Source organism: Pseudomonas putida (assembly GCF_050990305.1).
GTDB lineage: Bacteria > Pseudomonadota > Gammaproteobacteria > Pseudomonadales > Pseudomonadaceae > Aquipseudomonas > Aquipseudomonas putida_AH.
The window spans coordinates 1,062,585-1,081,820 of record NZ_CP158817.1 but is presented as its reverse complement, the minus strand read 5'-3'; the positions used below and the strand labels follow the sequence as shown (position 1 = coordinate 1,081,820).

Sequence of the window (19,236 nt, the reverse complement as noted above, 5' to 3'; positions counted from 1 at the left end):
GCCCCTTAAATCCACAACTTCTTGAAGTCACGACCGCCGAAGATCAGGTTGACCATTGCGCGGGTCACCATGATGGCCGTGAACATCGAGGTAAAGATCCCGAGGGACATGGTTACTGCGAAGCCTTTGACCGGACCTGTGCCCATGGCAAACAGGATCCCGCCCACCAGCAAGGTGGTCAGGTTGGCGTCGAGAATCGCAGTGAACGCCCGGCCGAAGCCTTCGTTGATTGCACGCTGCACGCTCATGCCAGCGGCGATCTCTTCACGAATCCGCGAGAAGATCAGTACGTTGGCGTCGACCGCCATACCCATGGTCAATACGATACCGGCGATACCCGGCAGGGTCAGGGTTGCACCCAGCAGCGACATCAGGGCCAGCAGCATCACCATGTTCACCGCCAGGGCGACGGTGGCGATGACGCCGAAGAAGCGGTAGATGGCGATGATGAACAGCGAGACGAACAACATGCCCCACAGCGATGCATCGATACCCTTGGTGATGTTGTCCGCACCCAGGCTCGGGCCGATGGTGCGCTCTTCAGCGAAGTACATCGGCGCCGCCAGACCACCGGCACGCAGCAGCAGTGCCAGCTCGGACGACTCACCCTGGCCGTTCAGGCCAGTGATACGGAACTGAGCACCCAGCGGCGACTGAATGGTCGCCAGACTGATGATCTTCTTCTCTTCCTTGAACGACTGCACCGCCACGTCTTTCTCGACGCCGTCGACCATTTGCTTGGTGTAAGTGGTGACAGGGCGCTGCTCGATGAAGATCACCGCCATGCTGCGACCGACGTTCGAACGGGTCGCACGACTCATCAGCTCGCCGCCGTGACCATCCAGACGAATGTTCACTTCAGGCGTGCCGTGCTCGCCGAAGCCAGCCTTGGCGTCAGTCACCTGGTCACCGGTGATGATCAGGCCACGCTCGATCAGAGCCGGAGGACGCTTGCCTTCACGGAACTCGAACTCCTCGGAAGTGGCTTTCGAAGCACCAGGCTCGGCGGCCAGACGGAACTCCAGGTTGGCCGTCTTGCCCAGAATACGCTTGGCTTCTGCGGTGTCCTGCACGCCCGGCAGCTCAACCACGATGCGGTTGGCGCCCTGACGCTGGACGATCGGTTCGGCAACACCCAGCTCGTTGACGCGGTTACGTACCGTGGTCAAGTTCTGCTTGATGGAGTATTCGCGGATTTCCGCCAGCTTGGCCGGGGTCATCGCCAGACGCAGCACCGGCTGACCATTGAGGTCGGCCGGAACAATGTCGAAATCATTGAAGTTCTTGCGTACCAGCGCACGAGCCTCTTCGCGGATCGCTTCATCGGTGAAGCCCAGCTGAATGGCACCGCCCAGTTGCGGCAGGCTGCGATAACGCACTTTCTCTTTGCGCAACAAGCTCTTGACGTCGCCTTCGTAGACTTTCAGGCGGGCATCCAGGGCTTTTTCCATGTCCACTTCCAACAGGAAGTGCACACCACCGGACAAGTCCAGACCCAGCTTCATCGGGTGCGCAGCGAGGTTGCGCAGCCATTGCGGGGTGGTTTGTGCCAGGTTCAGCGCGACGACGTAGTCATCACCCAGGGCCTTGCGCACAACGTCCTTGGCAGGCAACTGGTCTTCAGCCTTGACCAGGCGAACCAGACCGCCCTTGCCACCGGCCGTCAGCGAAGTCGCCTTGACGTTGATCCCGGATTCCTTGAGCGCAGCGCTCACGCGATCCAAATCGGCCTGAGTGACCTGCAGCGCAGTACTTGCGCCGCTGACTTGAATAGCCGGGTCATCGGGATAGAGATTGGGAGCGGAATAAATCAGACCGATCGCCAGCACCGCCAGGATCAGAATGTATTTCCACAGAGGATATTTGTTCAGCATCACGCCGCCCGTTTATGACGCGGGGCGCCTTGCGCGCCCCGTCGATTGAGTAGAAGTTGAAACTTAGATCGCTTTCAGCGTGCCTTTAGGCAGGGTGGCGGCGATAGCGCCTTTCTGGAACTTCATTTCGACGGTGTCGGAAACTTCCAGAACGACGAAATCGTCAGCAACCTTGGTGATCTTGCCAGCGATGCCGCCGGTGGTCACAACTTCGTCGCCTTTCTGCAGGCTGCTCAGCAGGTTCTTCTGCTCTTTGGCGCGCTTGGCCTGTGGACGCCAGATCATCAGGTAGAAGATGACCAGGAAGCCGACCAGGAAAATCCACTCAAAGCCGCCGCCCATTGGGGCTGCAGCTGCCGGTGCAGCAGCGTCAGCCATGGCATTAGAGATAAAAAAGCTCATTTAGCACTCCAGTTGCAAATGTTGAATCTTGGGGTCAGAAAACTCAGTCCAAAGGCGGCACGGGAAGCCCGCGTTTGGCGTAGAAGGCATCGACAAAGGCGGCCAATGTACCCTGTTGAATTGCCTCGCGCAAACCGGCCATAAGCACTTGATAATGGCGCAAGTTATGGATGGTATTGAGCATGCTCCCCAGCATTTCGCCGCACTTGTCCAGGTGATGCAGATAAGCGCGGGAGAAGTTCTGGCAGGTATAGCAATCGCAGGTCGGATCCAGCGGCGAATCATCATGGCGATGGAACGCGTTACGGATCTTGATCACGCCTGTATCAATGAACAGATGCCCATTGCGGGCATTACGGGTTGGCATCACGCAATCGAACATGTCCACACCGCGGCGCACACCCTCCACCAGATCTTCCGGTTTGCCAACGCCCATAAGGTAACGAGGTTTGTCAGCGGGCATCTGGGCCGGCAAATAATCCAGCACCTTGATCATTTCATGCTTGGGCTCGCCTACCGACAGGCCACCAATGGCCAGGCCATCGAAACCGATCTTGTCCAGGCCTTCCAGGGAGCGCATGCGCAGGTCCTGGTGCATGCCGCCCTGAACGATGCCAAACAGCGCCGCCGTGTTGTCGGCATGGGCGTTTTTCGAGCGCTGGGCCCAACGCAGGGACAATTCCATGGACACGCGTGCCACGTCTTCGTCGGCCGGATACGGCGTGCATTCGTCGAAAATCATCACGATGTCGGAGCCCAGGTCACGCTGAACCTGCATCGACTCTTCCGGGCCCATGAACACCTTGGCGCCGTCGACCGGGGAGGCGAAGGTCACGCCCTCCTCCTTGATCTTGCGCATGGCGCCCAGACTGAACACCTGGAAACCGCCGGAGTCAGTCAGGATCGGGCCTTTCCACTTCATGAAATCGTGCAGATCGCCGTGCTTCTTGATCACTTCCATGCCCGGGCGCAGCCACAGGTGGAAGGTGTTGCCCAGAATGATTTCAGCGCCAATCGCCTCGATATCCCGTGGCAGCATGCCCTTGACCGTGCCATAGGTGCCCACCGGCATGAAGGCCGGGGTCTCGACGGTGCCACGGGGAAAGGTCAGGCGACCACGACGAGCCTTGCCATCGGTGGCAAGCAGCTCAAACGACATACGACATTGGCGACTCATTCTTTGTCCTCAGGGCCACGTGGTGCGGGGTTACGGGTGATAAACATCGCATCACCGTAGCTGAAAAAGCGGTATTCGTTGTCGACCGCGGCTTTATAGGCGGCCATCGTTTCCGGATAACCGGCGAACGCCGAAACCAGCATCAACAGCGTGGATTCGGGCAAATGGAAGTTGGTGACCAGGGCATCGACCACATGAAACGGCCGGCCGGGGAAGATAAAGATGTCGGTATCGCCACTGAACGGCTTGAGCACGCCATCGCGCGCGGCGCTTTCCAGGGAACGCACGCTGGTGGTCCCCACTGCAATCACTCGACCGCCGCGCGCGCGACAGGCGGCAACGGCATCGACCACGTCCTGGCCGACTTCCAGCCATTCGCTGTGCATGTGGTGGTCTTCGATCTTCTCCACACGCACTGGCTGGAAAGTACCGGCGCCAACGTGCAAGGTCACGAACGCGGTCTCGACGCCCTTGGCGGCAATCGCCTCCATCAACACCTGATCGAAATGCAGCCCCGCCGTCGGCGCCGCCACCGCGCCCAAACGCTGGGCGTAGACGGTCTGGTAACGCTCACGGTCCGCGCCTTCGTCCGGGCGGTCTATATAAGGAGGCAGCGGCATGTGCCCGACGCGGTCGAGCAGCGGCAACACTTCTTCGGCAAACCCCAGCTCGAATAGCGCATCGTGACGCGCCAGCATCTCGGCCTCGCCACCGCCATCGATCAGGATCTTCGACCCAGGCTTAGGCGACTTGCTGGACCGCACATGGGCCAGCACGCGATGACTGTCGAGCACCCGCTCCACCAGGATTTCCAGCTTGCCGCCGGAAGCCTTCTGGCCAAACAGCCGCGCCGGAATCACCCGGGTATTGTTGAACACCATCAAATCGCCCGGGCGCAAATGCTCAAGCAAATCAGTGAATTGACGGTGTGCCAGGGCGCCACTGACCCCATCCAGGGTCAACAGGCGACTACCGCGACGCTCGGCCAAAGGGTGGCGGGCGATCAGCGAATCAGGAAGCTCGAAAGTAAAGTCAGCAACGCGCATGATGGGGTTCGTCTAGCAGGGCCGGGAAGTCTAGCGGAAATATCAAAAATTCTCCATGTACCTGATTGACCGACGGTTATCTCATCTTTATACTCCGCGGCCATTGCCCTGATGGCGGAATTGGTAGACGCGGCGGATTCAAAATCCGTTTTCGAAAGGAGTGGGAGTTCGAGTCTCCCTCGGGGCACCAAATTAAGAAAGGTCTTGCTTAGCAAGGCCTTTTTTTTCGCCTACAGAAAACTGGTCACCACGCCTTCGATCCGTAGGAGCCGGCTTGCTGGCGATGCTCTTGACCTTGCTCCCCCGCTTCTCTTGTTCCGGACTTGACCCTTTCACAAGGACTCCCCATGGAATCGCACCTGGAAACCATCGCCCTCTACTCCCTCAAACTGGCCTACGAAACTGAAGACCAAAGCCCGATCTTGCGTGACGATTTGGTGATGGGTGATTACCAGCGGGATGTGTTTGAGCTGTTGGTGCGCAGAGATGATGTAGCGACTATCAAGGGCAAAGTGGCTGAATGCGTGGAGCTGGCGCTTGAGGCGATAGGTGGGGCTGGTACGCCACTGGGTCGAGAGCTGAATAGATTGTCAGTTGATTTCAGCACTGCGCAGACGCTGGAGCAGCTTGATACCCCGCTCATCGCGCTTAAAGATTACTTGAAAGATATTCAGTGATTTTTTGGGTTGAGAGCAAGATGAGTGCCTCGTTACTCTGACTGATCAGACACGCCGAAAAATTTTCGGTATCACAAGGACGTTTCAATGCGACGCATTGCTGTCAACAACAAGCCACTCAAAGGCATTCACCGTCGCCTTCGCGCTCTGGAACATTGGGCCTCCACTTTTCGCGACGAATTTCACCCGCGATCCGAGCACATGGAGCGCTACACACACTGGAAGATCCCGGTGCACGCGGCTTTAGTCGAGGGCCCTCACGCCAGGATCGAAGATCAGGCCTTTTGCATTCAGCAACTACTCGAAGCTGCCTGCCACCTGTCCAACGCAGCTGACCGCACACAGGGTTACTACCGGGTCGCTTGCCTTCTGACATGGCCATGGGTTCATCAGAGCGAAATCGCCATTTTCTATGATCAGGACTACTACCTACGCTTTCTCGGTGAGAGCAACACGCTCAAGCCAAAGCGGATCAGTCATACGCTTGCATTGCGCACGCCAACGCATTTCATCGAGCATGGGAATGACGTCACTCAAGCTGATGATGAGGTCGCTGTTCAATGGTGGTGCATTGGGGAACCGGCCTGACATAGATTTCTCTACGCTAGGATAAGGCAGTTTGAGTTGCTGGTGCGTCAGCAAAAAAGTAATTCCACCCCCCCTTTTGGTCCGCCCCTGATTGGCCCATGAGTGTAGTGGTCTAATGAAACCGGACACCCATTTAGGCGAGAATGCTCGCCAGATAGAGGTGTCTGATGACCAAGCAACGTCGTTCCTTTTCCGCTGAGTTCAAACGCGAGGCCGCAGGCCTCGTGCTCGATCAAGGCTATAGCCATACCGAAGCCAGCCGCTCGCTTGGGGTGGTCGAGTCCGCGTTGCGCCGCTGGGTTAACCAACTCCAGCAGGAGCGCAACGGCGTGACTCCGCAGAGCAAAGCGCTGACGCCTGAGCAGCAGAAAATCCAAGAACTGGAAGCGCGCATTGCTCGCCTTGAGCGGGAGAAATCCATTTTAAAAAAGGCTACCGCGCTCTTGATGTCGGAAGAGCACGAGCGCACACGCTGATTGATCAGTTAAGCGCCCAGGAGCCAGTCGATTGGCTTTGCGCAGTCTTTGACATCACTCGCTCGTGTTACTACGCCCACCGCCTCAGACGCCGAACTCCGGACGTTGAGCGGCTTCGGTTGCGCAGTCGGGTCAATGAACTGTTTACGCAAAGCCGAAGCGCCGCCGGTAGCCGCAGCATCGTGTCGATGATGCAGGAAGACGGCGAGCAAATCGGGCGATTCAAGGTGCGTGGTCTGATGCGGGAACTGAAGTTAGTCAGCAAACAACCTGGATCACATGCCTACAAACAAGCGACGGTCGAGCGGCCTGACATTCCGAACATTTTGAATCGAGAGTTTGAAGTGCCGGCACCCAATCAGGTCTGGTGTGGCGATATCACCTACGTCTGGGCTCAAGGGAAATGGCATTACCTGGCGGTTGTTCTGGATCTCTACGCGCGCCGAATTGTGGGCTGGGCGCTGTCGAATAAACCAGACGCTGAGTTGGTGATCAAGGCGTTGGACATGGCTTATGAACAGCGTGGCAGGCCTCAAGGGCTGCTGTTTCACTCAGATCAGGGTTCGCAATATGGCAGCCGTCAGTTTCGCCAACGGCTCTGGCGCTACCGCATTCGCCAGAGCATGAGCCGTCGTGGAAACTGTTGGGATAATGCGCCGATGGAGCGTGTATTTCGCAGCTTGAAAACTGAATGGATACCGACCGTGGGCTACATGACAGCTCAAGAAGCGCACCGCGACATCAGTCATTACCTGATGCATCGATACAACTGGATTAGACCGCACCAATTCAACAACGGACTGGCCCCAGCTCAGGCCGAGAAAAAACTTAACGTCGTGTCCGGGATTAGTTGACCACTACAGAGCGTGCCCCTCTCAAAGCTGTGCGTAAGCCTTCTCAAAATTATCGAAAGTTTGGTCAACCTTGTATCGAAGCATCAAAGACGCGGAGAGTTTTACCATCGCCTCGAACAAAATATGCCCCGATGGAATCTCGCATTGTCCAACGCATCGACCGTAAGACTCATTGGGCTCATATGCATAGACGGTGTAAAAAACACCACGAGACTCTCGGTGCAATCCAGCTGTTATGTGCGTAACCGAGTTATCCCTAGCACTTGACTCTGGCAGTGAAAATTCCAGTACATCATCGAACGGAATGAACATAGCAGAAGCTGACATCACAAAGAGACTCGCGACATCCAGCGACTCCTCTACAGCTTGAAGATCAGGAGCTTCATATTCATGCTCAAGAACATTTCGCATCTTAACTACTTTCCGCAGAAGGCTTGGTGCTAATAAGCCTAGCGCCCGTAATTGCTCAATTTTTTTCGGTACATTCCATTCGAAAGACGGATAACCAAAAGAAATCAACAACTGATCAAGCTGACAAACAATCGCCCGCTTTGCATTAGTCGTTGCATTGATAAGTGCAGGCAGGCCGCCTCGCTCAAAATCCTCTTCTGCCAAACTCAAGAAATCGACAGGCGATGTTTTTAGCTCCGTCAACGTGAAGCTGCCACCACCTAAATTTACTGCACATTTACTCATATCGAATTCATGAACGTGGCAAAACTCTTTGATATTCATCTCACGACCGGGCTAATGAGCAGCCCAAGTGGCTGCGGAAAATTCAGTCTATCAGCGACTCAACTAAGATGATCTATTTCACCCAACGTTGATTAACGTTCAATAGAACATACCGAACGACTGTCGATGGAAAACCGCATTATCGTCGAGGTTGCAGGTACAAGGCCTACACGTTAACCTCCCACCCGTCGCTGCCAATTCAGCGACCGGGTGTGGAAACCCGTGTAATTCAAGGCGCAACAGCGCCCCCATCACGTCTGCCGGCGCTTTTTTTATGCCTGCGGCGTGAGTTATGGCGGCTGTGCGTGGGACGCCCTCGGGCGTGCCGGTTTCCTTGATTCCCGGTTTTCCACCCTGCGCACAGCTGTCACCCATTCGTGTGGAAACGAACGTGACAGCTCCTCATATCAAGGAGTTGGATAATGCGCAGTATCAATCCGTTTGAAATTTGGCTTTCCTCTCTACGCAATTCCCAATCGCGCAACACCCTCCCCCATCGCCTCTCCATCCTCGGAGGTGGCCAATGACCAACCAACCCGAACTCAAAACCATCGGCCTGACACCTGCGATCTATTGCACGGATCAACCGCTATTCCACGTCACCCGCGATGTCCCGCTCGGCGATGCGTTGGCCATGGCTTCTGATTTTCTGTTTCTCGCCAAGGCGCTGACCAAGGATGCGGCTTATGCCAGGGACACGGATTACCACGCCTGGGCTGCGCATTATTTGACGGCGATGAGTAAGGCGGTGGTGGATGATGCGGTGAAGGTGCTGACTCGGGATCGGGAGTTTGTGCCAGTGCCTAAGCGGGCGGCGAAGGCTGAGGGGTAGTGGCTGGAGCCTGTGGATAAACGGTTTGCATGTGGGGTGGGTTGCTTGCGGTTGCGGTAGTGCATTTGGCATTGGTGTTGGATGGGCTGGCGCTATCGCGAGCAGGCTCGCTCCCACAGGGGTTATGTTGAGTTGGCAGGCAAAATACTGACCCATTGCAGGGTGGAGACAGTTGCTCCAAAGGGAATAGGGTGGACTGTGTGCTGAAGCACGATTGAAAAACCAAACAATTAAATCGATACATATGGAGCAACAGAAAGACCCGCCTACTCCGGCTGCAAGGTATTGCTGACAACTGTTCATCGCCCCGATGCTAGGCGGTGTTCAAAAAGCCAAATGGACCTGGTCAGAATGCGACGGAAAGCTCGAATACTTGTTCTCTGCAAGACATATCCCTCCCCCAGCGCTACATATGCCGAAACGTCCTGCGTCGCAGGTATGGACGAACAAGGCAATCTCATACGTCTCTATCCCGTTCCATTTCGCCTGGTCACCGAAGATCAGCAGTTCGCGAAGTGGCAATGGATTGAGGCCTTTATTGAAAGAAGCCCGGCAGACAGACGACCAGAAAGCCACAAAATTGGAGTGGACACTATTTCTGTGGGTACAAAGTTACCTGCGGGAGACTGGAAAGAACGACGCACGCTTTTGGATAAGCTGACCATCTACGATAGCTTTGACGAGCTAGAGAAGGCGCGACTGAATGACGGTGTCACCTTGGGCCTGCTCAGGCCTGCTCGCATAGTAGCTCTGCATATCCGTAAAGCAGCATCACAGGAATGGACACCTCAGGAAATCGAAAAGCTGGAGTTTCTACAGCGACAGCCCAACCTGTTCGATGAGCATCAGGAACGAGCGAGCATAAAACGGCTGGAGAAAGTGCCATTCGACTTTCACTACACCTACGAATGCTTAGTCGATGGAGAGATCAAATCCTATACCCACAAGATTGTGGACTGGGAAGCCAGCCAGCTTTACAGGAACGTTCGTCGTCAACATGGCGCAGAAGGCTGGGAAGCTCCGTTTAGAAAAAAGCTCGAAGTCGACCTCCCAAGTAAGGACCTTATGCTGCTGATGGGAACCATCCATCGATTCCCAGGGCAATGGCTGATTGTCAGCCTCGTCTATCCACCTAAGCTACAGCATCAAACAGATCCGCAACTTTCTCTATTTTGATTGGAAGGTGTTTGGCTTGCAGAGAACACTCAAGTTCTTGAGCGGCTTGCGCAATCAGGCTTCGATGACAGAAGCTTGAATCCGCCTCATAGCAGACCATGCAAATGCGCTGTTCTGCGACGCTGGAAACGAGGTTACTTAACACTGCGTCTTGAGTACGGATGTAGGCTCGAAAGTCGCGGGAGTACACTGACCAATCGCCATCTACTTTGTAACGATTTCGTATGGGTTTCGGGCATCCGAGCGGTGGACTGTGCTCATACGAAATGCCTGCTGCGGCCAGGCATTCAGCAAATGCTTTCTTGGAAAAACCCTTTTTTCGAGAGATCGGATACTCCCGGACATCAAGCACCTTGTCGATCTGGGCTTGTTTGAGCCTTGCGATGAACGCGTCGATGGTGAGCCCTTCGTAGCCTGCGGTGTAGATTGTCATGAGTATTCTCCCTTTGCTTCCGTGCTCTTTCGAAGCTTAAAAACGCGGCGGACTATAGCATTCGACGTAGGTAACCGACCGATGCTGTGATGGGCGGGGCAGTCCTACGATGCCAGAACATGGAGGCGAGGAAGCTAGTGCTTCACGTCTAAAATCTACATCTACATGTAACGGCCGACCTCTCTTCGGCAGCAGCCAATGACCGAAACCACGAATACAACCGACCCTGCATTTGTGCTGGATGGACTGGCGCCTTCGCGGGCAAGCCTCGCTCCTACAGGATTGTGGTTGGCTGAGCGGTGATGCGGCAGCCAATCAGGTCAAAGCAGATGCTCAGAAATCAGCTTCGAAATTTCCACCATCGATGTCTTGCCGGTGAATTCGAATTTCACTTTCCCCAATGACGAGAAGTAAATCTCCAGCTCGGAATCAAGGTCGAACGTGCCTGAGGTTTCTACCGAGTACGCCACAATGTTTTTGTACGGCAATGAGGTGAAGTCTTTTTTGCTGCCGGTAATGCCCTGCACGTTCACCGAGATGATGCGTTTGTTGGTAAATACCACGCCGTCGCGCATGGATTTGTAGGAATCGATGACGTGTTCGCCGTCGATCAGCAGGCCGGAAACGCGTTCGGCGTATTCGTCGTTCTGCTTGAGCTTGAAGAAGCCTTTGTTGTTGAAATCAATCATTTGTCTTTCCCTGTGTTTCAAATGAACAGCTTGAGCGTGACTTCATAGCGTATTTCGATCGATATTGCAGAGCCAGCCCCCACGCCGCATTCAGCATTGGTGTTGTCTGGGCTGGCGCTTTCGCGAGCAAGCTTTGCTCCTACAGGGGTTGTGGTGAGTGGTCGGGCAAGTCAGCCCGCACACACTGGCGCTTCTCTATACCTACCTAAGGTCATAAATTTATCTGACGAGGGATCGTAAATGATCAGGGCAGCACTCACCGGCATCACCTGCTTTACCGTCGGTTTTGCTGCGCTCGCGGCGGACGGTGAGGATCAGGACGGTTATTGGTATGTGCAAACCAGCGCCTATACCAAACACTGGACCCATGACCCCGAGCACAACAACCATCAGGAGCTGGTCGGTATCGAGCGCGTCTACGGCGATGGTTTGCTATGGGGGGCGGCCACGTTCAAGAACTCGTTCTACCAGCGCTCGTATTACGCCTATCTGGGCAAGGTCTGGGAGCATGAGCGCTATCCGGTTTACGCCAAGCTCAGCGGCGGCCTGATCGAGGGTTACAAGGGTCAGTACGACGACAAAATCCCCCTGAACCATTTTGGTGTCGCCCCCGTCATCATTCCCTCGTTCGGTGCCCACTGGGGACCGGTGGCGGCTGAATTCGTGGTGCTTGGCGGGGCTGCCGGGATGGTCAACGTCGGGCTACGGTTCTAAAGGCTAGACTTTAAGGACAGTCGTAGACAGAACCAAACACGTCGCTTTGGTACGGTTTAATAAAAGGCTCCGTGGCAATCTGCCTTTTATGCCCTTCAAGAGGCACAACAAGATGCCCACTCAGGGCACCCTGGCCACCGGCCTGAAATTGCCACGATACCGTGACGTGGTGTGAGTGCCGCAGCCGACACTTTCGGACAACCGACGACCTTCTGGATTGTCCGTGACCGTGAGGATTGCTGAATGCCTGATGTTGAGTTGCACCTGCCTGTGGTCAACACGCTGCTGGAGCGCCATAAGGGTACTCCCGGTGCGCTGTTGCCCATTCTTCATGATATTCAGGAGCGCATCGGCTACGTCCCCGATGCCGCCGTCCCCGAGATTGCCCATGCCCTGAACCTGAGTCAGGCCGAGGTGCGCGGGGTGATCAGTTTTTACCATGACTTCCGTACCTCCCCGCCGGCCCGCCATATTTTGCGCCTGTGCCGCGCCGAGTCGTGCCAGAGCCGTGGGGCCGAGCAGTTGGCGGCGCAGTTGCGCGATCGGCTGCAACTGGATGATCACGGTAGCAGCGCCGATGGCAGCATCAGTTTGCGCCCTGTTTATTGCCTCGGTGCCTGCGCCTGCTCGCCGGCGTTGGAGCTGGATGGCCGGGTGCATGCGCGGCTCAGTGCCGAGCGGCTGGATGCGTTGCTCGATGCTTGCAGGGAGGACGCATGATGCCCGCTTTCTATCTGTCTAGTGATTCAGTGGCCCGTGCCGTAGGTGCAGAAGATATTGCAGCAGCCCTTATTATCCACGGCCGGGGCCGATTTGTACCCCTGGTGCTGAATCGCACCAGCTCGCGTGGCCTGTACTGGCTGGAACCGTTGCTGGAAGTGGATACCCCGCAAGGTCGGATCGGCTTCGGCCCGCTGACCGAGGCCGATGTGCCATCCGTGCTCGATGCTTTAGAAAGCGATCCGTCTGCTCATCCGCTGGCCTTGGGCCTGGTGGAAGAATTGCCCTATCTGAAGACGCAACAACGCCTGCTGTTTGCCCGCGCCGGCATCACCCGGCCGTTGTACATCGACGATTACTTGGATCACGGCGGTTTCGAGGGCCTGAAACGGGCCATCGCCATTGGCGGCGAACAAACCGCGACCGCCGTATTCGATTCAGGCCTGCGCGGCCGTGGCGGCGCAGCCTTCCCCGCCGGGATCAAATGGCGGACGGTGCGCGGCACCCAAGCCGCCCAGAAATACATCGTCTGCAACGCCGACGAAGGCGACTCCGGCACCTTCGCCGACCGTATGTTGATGGAAGGCGACCCCTTCCTGCTGATCGAAGGCATGGCCATTGCCGGTCTCTGCACCGGCGCCACCTTCGGCTATATCTATGTTCGCTCTGAATACCCCGACGCCGTGGCCACCCTGCGCGCAGCGCTGAACATCGCCCGCGACGCCGGTTACCTCGGCGCCAATGTCGGCGGCAGCGGCCAGGCTTTCGACATGGAAGTACGCGTCGGTGCCGGCGCCTACATCTGCGGTGAAGAAACCGCGCTACTGGATTCGCTGGAAGGCAAACGCGGCATCGTCCGCGCCAAGCCGCCAATTCCCGCGCTGCAGGGCCTGTTCGGCCAGCCAACGCTGGTGCACAACGTGCTGACCCTGGCCTCGGTACCAATGATTCTGGCCAAGGGCGCGCAGTTCTACCGCGATTACGGCATGGGCCGCTCCCTGGGTACCATGCCGTTCCAACTGGCCGGCAATATTCGCCACGGCGGCCTGGTGGAACGGGCCTTTGGCCTGACCCTACGCGAACTGGTGGAAGACTACGGCGGCGGCACCGCCAGTGGCCGACCATTGAAAGCGGCACAAGTCGGCGGCCCCCTCGGCGCCTGGGTGCCACCCTCTCAATTCGACACGCCACTGGATTACGAGGCCTTCGCCGCCATGGGCGCGATGCTCGGTCACGGCGGTGTGGTGGTGGCGGACGACAGCCTCGACATGGCCCACATGGCCCGCTTTGCGATGCAGTTCTGCGCCGAGGAATCCTGTGGCAAATGCACGCCCTGCCGAATCGGCTCGACCCGTGGCGTGGAAGTGATCGATCGCCTGCTGGCCGCGCCCGACCAGAGTGCTCGCGATGAGCAGGTGATCATCCTCAAGGACCTGTGCGACACCCTGCAATACGGTTCGCTCTGCGCCTTGGGCGGCATGACGTCTTATCCGGTGGCCAGCGCCCTCAAACATTTCCCTGCCGACTTCGGTCTGCAAGCCTCGGAGGCCGAATAATGATCACGCTCTTCGACCCGAAAACCGATATCGATCTGGGCACGCCGGCCCGCGAAAGCGATGTGCAAATCACCCTGAACATCGACGGCCGCAGCATCACCGTGCCCGAAGGCACCTCAGTGATGCGCGCCGCCGCGCTGATGGGCACCACCATCCCCAAACTCTGCGCCACCGACAGCCTGGAAGCCTTCGGCTCGTGCCGCATGTGCCTGGTGGAGATCGACGGCATGCGCGGCTACCCGGCGTCCTGCACCACGCCGGTCACCGAAGGCATGACCGTACACACCCAGACGCCCAAGCTGGCCACGCTGCGTCGAAATGTCATGGAGCTGTACATCTCCGATCACCCTCTGGACTGCCTGACCTGCTCCGCGAACGGCAACTGCGAGCTGCAAACCGTGGCCGGTCAGGTCGGCCTGCGGGAAGTGCGTTATGGCTATGAAGGCGAGAACCATCTGGCGGACGTGAAGGACACCTCCAACCCGTATTTCGATTACGATCCGAGCAAGTGCATCGTCTGCAACCGCTGCGTACGCGCCTGTGAAGAAACCCAGGGCACCTTTGCCCTGACCATTACCGGGCGCGGTTTCGAGTCCCGTGTCACGGCTGCCGGTGGCGATAACTTCCTCGATTCGGAATGCGTGTCCTGCGGCGCCTGTGTACAGGCCTGCCCCACCGCGACCCTTATGGAAAAGAATGTGGTCGAGATGGGCCAGCCCGAACATGCCGTGATTACAACCTGCGCCTATTGCGGTGTGGGCTGTTCGTTCCGCGCCGAGATGAAAGGCGACCAACTGGTGCGCATGGTTCCTGACAAGAACGGCCAGGCCAACCACGGCCACTCCTGCGTCAAGGGGCGCTTTGCCTGGGGCTACGCCACCCATCCGGATCGCATCACCAAACCGATGATCCGCAAGCACATCAACGATCCGTGGCAGGAAGTCAGCTGGGATGAGGCGGTGACCTACGCCGCCAGCGAATTCCGCCGCTTGCAGCAAAAATACGGCCGCGATTCCATCGGCGGCATCACCTCCAGTCGCTGCACCAACGAAGAAACCTATCTGGTGCAGAAACTGGTGCGCGCGGCCTTCGGCAACAACAACGTCGATACCTGTGCGCGGGTCTGTCACTCGCCAACCGGCTATGGCTTGAAGCAGACGTTGGGCGAGTCCGCCGGGACCCAGAGTTTCGATTCGGTGATGCAGGCCGACGTGATCCTGGTGATGGGCGCCAACCCCAGCGACGCTCACCCAGTGTTCGCCTCGCAACTCAAGCGCCGGCTGCGTGAAGGTGCGCGGCTGATCGTCATCGACCCACGGCGCATCGATCTGGTGGATTCGGTACACGCCCGCGCCGAATATCACCTGGCCCTGCGCCCCGGCACTAACGTCGCCATGCTCAACGCCCTGGCCCACACCATCATCACCGAAGGCCTGCAAGACCAGGCCTTTATCGACGCCCGTTGCGAAGGCAACGATTTCGCTCGCTGGAGCGAGTTCGTCAGCCGTACGGACAACTCGCCGGAAGTGATTGGCCCAATCTGCGGCGTACCGGCTGCGGACATCCGCGCCGCCGCGCGCCTGTACGCCACCGGCGGCAACGCGGCGATCTACTACGGCCTGGGTGTCACCGAACACAGTCAGGGCAGCACCTCGGTGATGGGCATCGCCAACCTCGCCATGGCCACCGGCAACATCGGCCGCGAAGGCGTGGGCGTGAACCCGTTGCGCGGGCAGAACAACGTGCAGGGCTCCTGCGACATGGGCTCCTTCCCCCACGAGTTGCCCGGCTACCGGCACATCTCCAACGTGGCGGTCCGGACCGAGTTCGAGCAGGCGTGGAATGTCACCCTGCAACCCGATCCGGGCCTGCGCATTCCCAACATGTTCGAGTCAGCGCTGGCCGGCACCTTCAAGGGGCTGTACTGCCAGGGCGAGGACATCGCCCAGAGCGACCCGAACACCCAGCACGTCACTGCGGCACTGTCGGCCATGGAGTGCGTGGTGGTGCAGGACATCTTCCTCAACGAAACCGCCAAGTTCGCCCACGTGTTCCTGCCGGGCGCCTCGTTCCTGGAAAAAGACGGCACTTTCACCAACGCCGAGCGCCGTATCTCGCGGGTACGCAAGGTCATGGAACCGCTGGGCGGCAAGGCCGATTGGGAAGGCACGGTGGCCCTGGCCAACGCGCTGGGCTATCGGATGGACTACAAGCATCCATCGGAAATCATGGATGAAATCGCCCGCCTGACACCAACCTTCACCAACGTCAGCTACGCGGAACTTGAGCGCCACGGCAGCCTGCAATGGCCGTGCAACGCTGACGCACCGGACGGTACGCCGACCATGCACATCGAGCAGTTCGTGCGCGGCAAGGGGCGCTTCATGCTCACCGGTTATGTGCCCACCGAGGAGAAGGTCAACAGCCGTTATCCGTTGTTGCTGACCACCGGGCGCATCCTCAGCCAGTACAACGTCGGCGCCCAGACCCGGCGCACCGACAACGTCGCCTGGCACGACGAAGACCGCCTGGAAATCCACCCGACCGACGCAGAAAGCCGTGGCATCAACGAAGGCGATTGGGTCGGCATCGGCAGCCGCGCCGGCCAGACCGTGCTGCGCGCACGTGTGACCGAAAGGGTTGCGCCGGGCGTGGTGTACACCACCTTCCACTTCCCGGAATCGGGGGCCAACGTGATCACCACCGACAACTCCGACTGGGCCACCAACTGTCCGGAATACAAGGTCACGGCGGTGGAAGTCAGCCGCGTGTATCACCCGTCCGAGTGGCAAAAACGCTTCCAGGCATTTACCGAAGAACAGCACCGCTTGCTCAAGGAACGCCGTCAAGCTGCCAAGGCGGAGGTACGTCGATGAGCACCGCCAACCTGATCAAGATGGCCAATCAGATCGCCCAATACTTTGCCAGCGAACCGGACCGACAGCAGGCCGTGACGGGTGTGCGCAATCATCTGCAGATGTACTGGACACCGGGCATGCGCAAAGAATTGCTGGCCTGGCAGACCGAGCATCACGGAGCGGATTTGCATCCATTGGCGCAAGAAGCCATCAGCGGCGCGGGCTGGGAGGCCTGACACCGTGCGCCTTGTAGGAGCTGCCGCAGGCTGCGATCTTTTGATCTTGCTTTGAAAAATCAAAAGATCGCAGCCTGCGGCAGCTCCTACAGGGGCGCACCTTATTCTTCCTCGTCCGTCTCCCGCACCGCCGTTTCGATTGCCCGCACGCTGATCGCCGCGAAGATCGCCGTCAGCAGCACACCATTGAACCCGAGCAATATCGCCAGCAACCGTGAAAGCGGCAGTTTCGGCACAAGTTCGCCATAGCCAATGGTCAAGCCGGTCACGAAGCCAAAGTAGATGCCGTCAAACGCGTCCCAGCCTTCCAGGTAGCTGATGATCAACCCCACCGTCACGATGATGATCAGCATCGTGGAAAAGATCGGCCAGGCCAGTCGAAGATAGAAGCCCACCGCCTTGTAAAACTCTCGACGGATGTGCGACGCAGGGGCGTGTTTCATGTCTTGGCTTCCTGAGCGACAGGCGAATAGGCGTCCCATCAGCTTGGCACAAATCCAGGAATATGAAGGCGGACCAACGGCGCGGTGCACGTGCAGAACAGCGATTACGCTGCAAGGGTCCGGCTCTGGAGAATCCCCATGTCCAAGCACTCGATAGCGCCGCTGCTGCTCTTCGTGTTCGTGGCCATCAGCGGGTCGTCATGCCATGACACTCGCCAGGACAACCAGACAACACCGCCCGATCCCCGAGGCAGTGGCCGGATTATCCCCGACATACAACGCATACCTTCGACGCTACCGCGCCCCAGGAGGTAATGGCTACTCGATCTCGATCGGCCCCTTGGTCCCGGCAGCGCTGTCGGTCCAGTAATCCTCGTTCTGCAACCGCCGATCGCCCTGGATCGTGAAGGTGAGCTTGCCCTGGTGGAACTGCAACGTGCCGTCGGTGCGCTTGGCGGCTACCGGTTTGCCGTTGACCCAGACGTTCTCCTTGGCATCGATCCGAATCGTGGCGACGGTCCCGCCGGCATCGGTCTTGGCGACCCATTGTCCGGCATAAGGCGTCTGGGTGTTTGCATCGTTGGCGGCAGGATTGATAAAGCCGGCCTTGGCATTTTCAGCCTTACTCTTGTGGATATCGCAACCCTGGGTTTCGCTGACTTGCGTGCAGCCCGATTGCTCGAGTTGTTGGCGGTACTTGTCGCTGATGGCGTAGGCCGGGGTTTGCGTAGTGATAAGAATGGCCAGTGCCGGCAGGATGATCCTGTTCATTACTCCTCTCCTCTGGTCAGCGCCTTCCCGAGCGTCCGCAAGGTGCATGGATCACTCACTGTAGCCTGAATCCTGTAGTCGAATGCACCGGCAACACAATTACGCTTCCCGGAAAAGGAGATATTCAACTCAATGTTCGGCGAGAGGAAATCTGAAAACCTGGTGACCACGAAAGTGGGCACCAAGCAACCCATATAAACTTATTACTTCCACTTTCTATTTTTTTGCAGCCCCCTACTCCCTTTCAGTATCAGGAGCAAAACTGACGGATCGCCCATTAAACTTGTCGCGGCTTCGTGCACCTACCAAGTCAGCGCCTACTTCACTAATAAAAACATTGTGCGAAGTTGCCAACTCAGTATATTCATCCCATAAAGCCTCTTCTGCATCAGCAAACCCCTCTTTAGAGGCGTAATAAAGATTATTAATTGAAACAGAATTGGACGTCAGATTGGATGGTTTCGGATGGCTGTTATGAGCATGGATTTCCACCAGACATTCAGACATTCGCGAAAACTGTGACGGTATTTTCTCGACAGCCGCCTGCTTTTGCGAGATCGATAGCTTCGGATCGTTAAGTTGCAACCTCAATTTTGATAAACCTTGCTTTACAGTTCCAAGCTTCGATACTAGCTGGAAAACACTTCTTTCATAAGCACCTGCGCTATTAAAGGCTTGCGCCGAAAACGAAGAAATATTACTGCCTGACACGACCATTTATTTACTCACCTTTATAAAAACATCTGACTAACTAAAAAACATCACAAAAAAAACCAATCTCATTCTTGATATCGCCAACAACATTAATCTATCAATTTCCGCTCATTATTTAAGCCATCGACTCTCCGCCCCCGGTATTTCAAATACATTCGAAAAAATCCGAACATACGAATGCCCAATCAATAAGCAGTGCACAACGCTTAACAGGCAACAGCCTGCACCTGCGCTATCATCGCCGCCCTGCACTTCAAGAACCCTG

At 57.2% G+C, this 19,236-nt stretch carries 20 protein-coding genes and 1 tRNA gene; 11 read left to right on the top strand and 10 right to left on the bottom strand.

The genetic code is table 11. The features are described from left to right. Window positions 1–5: 5 nt before the first annotated feature. The 4 genes from secD to queA all read right to left on the bottom strand — a co-directional run bounded on the left by secD (window position 6) and on the right by queA (window position 4,499). The gene (secD, locus tag ABTV22_RS04890; protein WP_433738816.1) at window positions 6–1,874 is read right to left on the bottom strand and encodes a protein translocase subunit SecD; all 1,869 of its coding nucleotides are present in this window, start codon (window positions 1,872–1,874) and stop codon (window positions 6–8) included. Between the two features lie 63 nt (window positions 1,875–1,937). After that, a complete protein-coding gene (gene yajC / locus ABTV22_RS04885; RefSeq protein WP_222834343.1) occupies window positions 1,938–2,276 on the bottom strand; it encodes a preprotein translocase subunit YajC in 339 nt (112 codons plus the stop codon). A gap of 43 nt (window positions 2,277–2,319) precedes the next feature. After that, window positions 2,320–3,435, bottom strand: a complete 1,116-nt coding sequence (tgt, locus tag ABTV22_RS04880) for a tRNA guanosine(34) transglycosylase Tgt (protein ID WP_433741300.1) — start codon at window positions 3,433–3,435, stop codon at window positions 2,320–2,322. Window positions 3,436–3,449: 14 nt separating this feature from the next. Next, window positions 3,450–4,499, bottom strand: a complete 1,050-nt coding sequence (queA, locus tag ABTV22_RS04875; RefSeq protein ID WP_433738815.1) for a tRNA preQ1(34) S-adenosylmethionine ribosyltransferase-isomerase QueA — start codon at window positions 4,497–4,499, stop codon at window positions 3,450–3,452. A gap of 105 nt (window positions 4,500–4,604) precedes the next feature. Here queA and ABTV22_RS04870 point away from each other — a divergent pair. The 4 genes from ABTV22_RS04870 (at window position 4,605) to ABTV22_RS04855 (ending at window position 7,094) form a co-directional block, all read left to right on the top strand. Beyond that, window positions 4,605–4,689 (top strand) — tRNA-Leu (locus tag ABTV22_RS04870). Between the two features lie 157 nt (window positions 4,690–4,846). Further along, the gene (locus tag ABTV22_RS04865) at window positions 4,847–5,176 is read left to right on the top strand and encodes a hypothetical protein (protein ID WP_433738814.1); all 330 of its coding nucleotides are present in this window, start codon (window positions 4,847–4,849) and stop codon (window positions 5,174–5,176) included. Between the two features lie 87 nt (window positions 5,177–5,263). Further along, window positions 5,264–5,764: a DUF3916 domain-containing protein gene (locus ABTV22_RS04860; protein ID WP_433738813.1), complete on the top strand. Its 501-nt coding sequence runs from the start codon at window positions 5,264–5,266 to the stop codon at window positions 5,762–5,764. A 167-nt stretch (window positions 5,765–5,931) separates the two neighbouring features. Further along, a protein-coding gene (locus ABTV22_RS04855; protein WP_433738812.1) for an IS3 family transposase occupies window positions 5,932–7,094 on the top strand; the annotation gives its coding sequence in 2 pieces (ribosomal slippage) (window positions 5,932–6,187 and window positions 6,187–7,094; 1,164 coding nt in all). Window positions 7,095–7,115: 21 nt separating this feature from the next. Here ABTV22_RS04855 and ABTV22_RS04850 read toward each other — a convergent pair. Beyond that, window positions 7,116–7,829 carry a hypothetical protein gene (locus ABTV22_RS04850; RefSeq protein ID WP_433738811.1) on the bottom strand — a complete coding sequence of 238 codons (714 nt, stop codon included), beginning with the start codon at window positions 7,827–7,829 and terminating at the stop codon, window positions 7,116–7,118. A gap of 523 nt (window positions 7,830–8,352) precedes the next feature. On the opposite strand from ABTV22_RS04850, the gene ABTV22_RS04845 reads away from it, so the two are divergent. Together ABTV22_RS04845 and ABTV22_RS04840 are read left to right on the top strand one after the other, a co-directional pair. Continuing rightward, window positions 8,353–8,661 carry a DUF3077 domain-containing protein gene (locus ABTV22_RS04845; RefSeq protein ID WP_433738810.1) on the top strand — a complete coding sequence of 103 codons (309 nt, stop codon included), beginning with the start codon at window positions 8,353–8,355 and terminating at the stop codon, window positions 8,659–8,661. Between the two features lie 438 nt (window positions 8,662–9,099). Beyond that, complete coding sequence (locus ABTV22_RS04840; protein ID WP_433738809.1) at window positions 9,100–9,837, top strand: hypothetical protein; 738 nt, start codon at window positions 9,100–9,102, stop codon at window positions 9,835–9,837. On the opposite strand, the gene ABTV22_RS04835 is transcribed toward ABTV22_RS04840, so the two are convergent. Continuing rightward, window positions 9,794–10,270, bottom strand: coding sequence for a DUF488 domain-containing protein (locus tag ABTV22_RS04835; RefSeq protein WP_433738808.1), 477 nt, complete (start codon window positions 10,268–10,270; stop codon window positions 9,794–9,796). The two genes, ABTV22_RS04840 and ABTV22_RS04835, sit on opposite strands and share 44 nt — an antisense overlap. 320 nt (window positions 10,271–10,590) lie before the next feature. After that, window positions 10,591–10,959 (bottom strand): PH domain-containing protein, encoded by a 369-nt coding sequence (locus ABTV22_RS04830; protein WP_433738807.1) that lies wholly within the window; start codon window positions 10,957–10,959, stop codon window positions 10,591–10,593. A 240-nt stretch (window positions 10,960–11,199) separates the two neighbouring features. On the opposite strand from ABTV22_RS04830, the gene ABTV22_RS04825 reads away from it, so the two are divergent. From ABTV22_RS04825 to ABTV22_RS04805, 5 genes are all read left to right on the top strand, one after another. Further along, window positions 11,200–11,673, top strand: coding sequence for a sn-glycerol-3-phosphate transporter (locus tag ABTV22_RS04825; protein WP_433738806.1), 474 nt, complete (start codon window positions 11,200–11,202; stop codon window positions 11,671–11,673). A gap of 243 nt (window positions 11,674–11,916) precedes the next feature. After that, window positions 11,917–12,393 (top strand): formate dehydrogenase subunit gamma, encoded by a 477-nt coding sequence (locus ABTV22_RS04820; RefSeq protein ID WP_433738805.1) that lies wholly within the window; start codon window positions 11,917–11,919, stop codon window positions 12,391–12,393. Next, entirely contained in the window at window positions 12,390–13,949 is a 1,560-nt protein-coding gene (locus ABTV22_RS04815; RefSeq protein WP_433738804.1) for a formate dehydrogenase beta subunit, read from the top strand. Before ABTV22_RS04820 ends, ABTV22_RS04815 begins: the two co-directional genes overlap by 4 nt. Beyond that, complete coding sequence (gene fdhF, locus ABTV22_RS04810) at window positions 13,949–16,825, top strand: formate dehydrogenase subunit alpha (protein ID WP_433738803.1); 2,877 nt, start codon at window positions 13,949–13,951, stop codon at window positions 16,823–16,825. The genes ABTV22_RS04815 and fdhF overlap by 1 nt, the downstream gene beginning before the upstream one ends. Beyond that, complete coding sequence (locus ABTV22_RS04805) at window positions 16,822–17,043, top strand: formate dehydrogenase subunit delta (protein WP_433738802.1); 222 nt, start codon at window positions 16,822–16,824, stop codon at window positions 17,041–17,043. Before fdhF ends, ABTV22_RS04805 begins: the two co-directional genes overlap by 4 nt. A 101-nt stretch (window positions 17,044–17,144) precedes the next feature. Here ABTV22_RS04805 and ABTV22_RS04800 read toward each other — a convergent pair whose 3' ends face one another. The 3 genes from ABTV22_RS04800 to ABTV22_RS04790 all read right to left on the bottom strand — a co-directional run bounded on the left by ABTV22_RS04800 (window position 17,145) and on the right by ABTV22_RS04790 (window position 18,974). Further along, window positions 17,145–17,486, bottom strand: coding sequence for a potassium channel family protein (locus ABTV22_RS04800; RefSeq protein ID WP_433738801.1), 342 nt, complete (start codon window positions 17,484–17,486; stop codon window positions 17,145–17,147). Between the two features lie 318 nt (window positions 17,487–17,804). Next, on the bottom strand, window positions 17,805–18,257 hold the full coding sequence (locus tag ABTV22_RS04795; RefSeq protein WP_433738800.1) for a hypothetical protein: 453 nt from the start codon (window positions 18,255–18,257) through the stop codon (window positions 17,805–17,807). A gap of 234 nt (window positions 18,258–18,491) precedes the next feature. Further along, window positions 18,492–18,974 carry a hypothetical protein gene (locus ABTV22_RS04790; RefSeq protein WP_433738799.1) on the bottom strand — a complete coding sequence of 161 codons (483 nt, stop codon included), beginning with the start codon at window positions 18,972–18,974 and terminating at the stop codon, window positions 18,492–18,494. Between the last annotated feature and the right edge of the window lie 262 nt (window positions 18,975–19,236).

Bases quoted from the DNA above. Each gene is read 5' to 3' on its own strand.
- secD (WP_433738816.1), bottom strand. From the start codon at position 1,874: ATGCTGAACAAATATCCTCTGTGGAAATACATTCTGATCCTGGCGGTG.
- yajC (WP_222834343.1), bottom strand. From the start codon at position 2,276: ATGAGCTTTTTTATCTCTAATGCCATGGCTGACGCTGCTGCACCGGCA.
- tgt (WP_433741300.1), bottom strand. From the start codon at position 3,435: ATGTCGTTTGAGCTGCTTGCCACCGATGGCAAGGCTCGTCGTGGTCGC.
- queA (WP_433738815.1), bottom strand. From the start codon at position 4,499: ATGCGCGTTGCTGACTTTACTTTCGAGCTTCCTGATTCGCTGATCGCC.
- ABTV22_RS04865 (WP_433738814.1), top strand. From the start codon at position 4,847: ATGGAATCGCACCTGGAAACCATCGCCCTCTACTCCCTCAAACTGGCC.
- ABTV22_RS04860 (WP_433738813.1), top strand. From the start codon at position 5,264: ATGCGACGCATTGCTGTCAACAACAAGCCACTCAAAGGCATTCACCGT.
- ABTV22_RS04850 (WP_433738811.1), bottom strand. From the start codon at position 7,829: ATGAATATCAAAGAGTTTTGCCACGTTCATGAATTCGATATGAGTAAA.
- ABTV22_RS04845 (WP_433738810.1), top strand. From the start codon at position 8,353: ATGACCAACCAACCCGAACTCAAAACCATCGGCCTGACACCTGCGATC.
- ABTV22_RS04840 (WP_433738809.1), top strand. From the start codon at position 9,100: ATGGACGAACAAGGCAATCTCATACGTCTCTATCCCGTTCCATTTCGC.
- ABTV22_RS04835 (WP_433738808.1), bottom strand. From the start codon at position 10,270: ATGACAATCTACACCGCAGGCTACGAAGGGCTCACCATCGACGCGTTC.
- ABTV22_RS04830 (WP_433738807.1), bottom strand. From the start codon at position 10,959: ATGATTGATTTCAACAACAAAGGCTTCTTCAAGCTCAAGCAGAACGAC.
- ABTV22_RS04825 (WP_433738806.1), top strand. From the start codon at position 11,200: ATGATCAGGGCAGCACTCACCGGCATCACCTGCTTTACCGTCGGTTTT.
- ABTV22_RS04820 (WP_433738805.1), top strand. From the start codon at position 11,917: ATGCCTGATGTTGAGTTGCACCTGCCTGTGGTCAACACGCTGCTGGAG.
- ABTV22_RS04815 (WP_433738804.1), top strand. From the start codon at position 12,390: ATGATGCCCGCTTTCTATCTGTCTAGTGATTCAGTGGCCCGTGCCGTA.
- fdhF (WP_433738803.1), top strand. From the start codon at position 13,949: ATGATCACGCTCTTCGACCCGAAAACCGATATCGATCTGGGCACGCCG.
- ABTV22_RS04805 (WP_433738802.1), top strand. From the start codon at position 16,822: ATGAGCACCGCCAACCTGATCAAGATGGCCAATCAGATCGCCCAATAC.
- ABTV22_RS04800 (WP_433738801.1), bottom strand. From the start codon at position 17,486: ATGAAACACGCCCCTGCGTCGCACATCCGTCGAGAGTTTTACAAGGCG.
- ABTV22_RS04795 (WP_433738800.1), bottom strand. From the start codon at position 18,257: ATGAACAGGATCATCCTGCCGGCACTGGCCATTCTTATCACTACGCAA.
- ABTV22_RS04790 (WP_433738799.1), bottom strand. From the start codon at position 18,974: ATGGTCGTGTCAGGCAGTAATATTTCTTCGTTTTCGGCGCAAGCCTTT.